Source organism: Candidatus Atribacteria bacterium (genome assembly GCA_011056645.1).
Classification (GTDB): Bacteria; Atribacterota; Phoenicimicrobiia; order Phoenicimicrobiales; family Phoenicimicrobiaceae; genus Sediminicultor; species Sediminicultor quartus.
The window spans coordinates 1-2,098 of sequence record DSEL01000076.1 but is presented as its reverse complement, the minus strand read 5'-3'; the positions used below and the strand labels follow the sequence as shown (position 1 = coordinate 2,098).

Annotated in this window: 2 protein-coding genes; both read left to right on the top strand. The window is 34.2% G+C overall.

Features of this window, described 5'->3' with window-relative positions:
- A partial coding sequence (locus ENO17_03115) for a hypothetical protein (GenBank protein HER24027.1) occupies positions 1-217 on the top strand: 217 nt, incomplete at its 5' end.
- Between the two features lie 114 nt (positions 218-331).
- The gene (locus tag ENO17_03110; GenBank protein HER24026.1) at positions 332-1,864 is read left to right on the top strand and encodes a hypothetical protein; all 1,533 of its coding nucleotides are present in this window, start codon (positions 332-334) and stop codon (positions 1,862-1,864) included.
- Positions 1,865-2,098 lie beyond the last annotated feature (234 nt).

Below are 2,098 nucleotides of genomic sequence, written 5' to 3'. Positions count from 1 at the left end.
GTTTAAGGATATATCACCAAATAGTATAAAAGGTGAAGTATTTGTTGTAGAAAGATTAGGCCCCGAAACTATAATACACATAAAAATAGGAAATTTAATACTCATAGTAAGAGATTTTAGCGAACCAAATATAAATATGGAAGATACGATTTGGCTCAAGATAGACTTAAATAGTGTTCATATCTACAAGAAAGAAAACGGAAAAATTATCATATAGGAAGGGAATTAGGAAGTAATCCTAACCAGGAGCCAATTAATGAAGAAATGTTTAAGAATATTAACCTGGATTGGGAGCATACAGTAAAAAAATATTATTTGGAGAAGCCGAGAAATGCCCGTTTATAGCAAGACATTTATACCAAGTGAAAACAAAACCTTAACTGAATTTATTGTTCCGATCATTAAAGGGACTAAAGAGATATTGATAAAAGGTGACTATCACCCCAAGATAGTAAATGATATCAAAGCAACTAATAACTTAATATATCAGGCTGTATACGAATACCTAAGATTTGATGGGAAAGATTCTATTTTCTTTGGACCTAATTGGGACTATTACCAGAATAGTTATAAAAAAAATGCTATTAAATTTTTCTCCCCGATCCATAACCTCTTTAATTATACCTTGATTGATCCGAACGGTATTGTCCGTGCCAGGGGGAACAACAATTTTTTTGAGACAATGCAAATTAATAAAGAAAAAGCCAGCATCGGATGTGTATCCGGCGCATTACCCGCAGGAGAATGGAGGTTGATAGTTGAGGCCCATGCTGTCATCTCTGAATTAGTGAGATTAAGCATTGAAGTGAATCTGAACAAGGAATTAACCCAAGAGGTTAAAAAGACGGAAAAGTGCCGGGAAGAACTCCAAGATCTTGATAGGAAAGAACCTCTTTTTAGAGAAGAACGGGAAAGCCCTGGATGGTTTGGAGGAGATTTTCATATACACTCTCACCATAGTGATGGTAATCATTCAATTTATGAATTAATGACCTATTTACAGGGAAAAGGTCTGGACTTTTTCGTTCTGACTGACCATAATACCACTTTGGGATGGAAAGAGAAATATTTTTCAAAAACCTTGGTTATTCCAGGTATAGAAATTTCTACTTTTTTTGGACATTTTGTGCTTATCAACTGGATTGGTGATATCAATTGGTTTTCGCTTGAACGAAAAAGTACTTTTGAGGATATTACAGCTGAGATAAAAAGGAAGGGAGCTCTTCTTTCTGTAGCACATCCGGAATGTATTGGTGACCCAATCTGTACTGGATGCAGGTGGGACTACCCCAATTTTTGCTGGGGGGAAGCAGATATAATTGAAGTTTGGGCCGGTTCTTGGTCTGAAAGAAGGGCTGAAAATATAAAAACTTTAAAGAGGTGGGAAAATCTGCTAAATCAGGGATTAAAAGTAGTTGCTGTCAGCGGTTCGGATATTCATCAACTGGAACCTTATAAGAAAGACTATGGTCGGACTTATGTATGGGCCAAGTCAAAGACCAAGGATGGGATTATGGAGGGTTTAAAGAAGGGAAAGGTTTATATTACATGTGGCCCTAAAATAAATTTCCAACTAATGACAGATAAAGCTGTTTTTGTTTCGATTGGAGAAGAATTGGAAGTTGATTGCAATACGAATATTAAATTATTCATTAATATTGAGGATAAAAAAAGCAAGAAAAAACTTCATATTGAATTAATTAAAAATGGGTTGGTCTTCAATTCTTATGACTCTTTTTCGGAACACATAGAGCTTGATTGGTCAGACAAAGTAATTAAAAATTGTTGGTATTACTTGAGATTGCTTGACCAGAGAAATTGTATTGTAGGTTTAACCAATCCAATTTTTGTAATTTGTCATTGAGGCATGAGGGAAATCAGGATTTTTCACTTTAACAGGAAGTCTATATCTGAAAAAAAGTATGAATATTGTTGGATTTTTTTTTCAGTGTAATATAATATTGTCAGAATTGCCATATTCTACGAAGATTTTATAAATATTCCTTATAAAAAGAAAAAAAGGGGGAAATTATAGTGGTTACTATTAATAAAAAGCCCTATAAAGCATTCATTGTACCTCATACCCATTGGGATAGAG